Annotated in this window: 1 pseudogene; it reads right to left on the bottom strand. The window is 56.6% G+C overall.

Features of this window, described 5'->3' with window-relative positions:
• Positions 1–195: pseudogene (locus tag SB816_RS33155) on the bottom strand (transposase); the annotation flags it as partial.
• Between the last annotated feature and the right edge of the window lie 61 nt (positions 196–256).

A 256-nucleotide genomic window follows, 5' to 3' on the forward strand; every position in this document is an offset into this window, starting at 1 on the left:
CCCATGACGGTCTTCAGATGCGCGACGGCGTCACGTTTGGCGGCAGGCCCTACCATTTTTTGCAGCGACATCCTTCAGGATCGCATTGTCCAGCATGACCTCAGCCAAAAGCTTCTTCAGCTTGGCGTTCTCGTCTTCAAGCGTCTTCAGCCGCTTCGCCTCGGAGACTTCCATGCCGCCGTATTTGGCCTTCCATTTAATGGGATGGACTGTTCCCCCACCCCGCAGTCAAACTGGTCGCGCCAACAAAGGAGGT

The sequence above is a fragment of the Achromobacter sp. SIMBA_011 genome, assembly GCF_046535435.1.
Taxonomy (GTDB): domain Bacteria; phylum Pseudomonadota; class Gammaproteobacteria; order Burkholderiales; family Burkholderiaceae_B; genus Achromobacter; species Achromobacter dolens.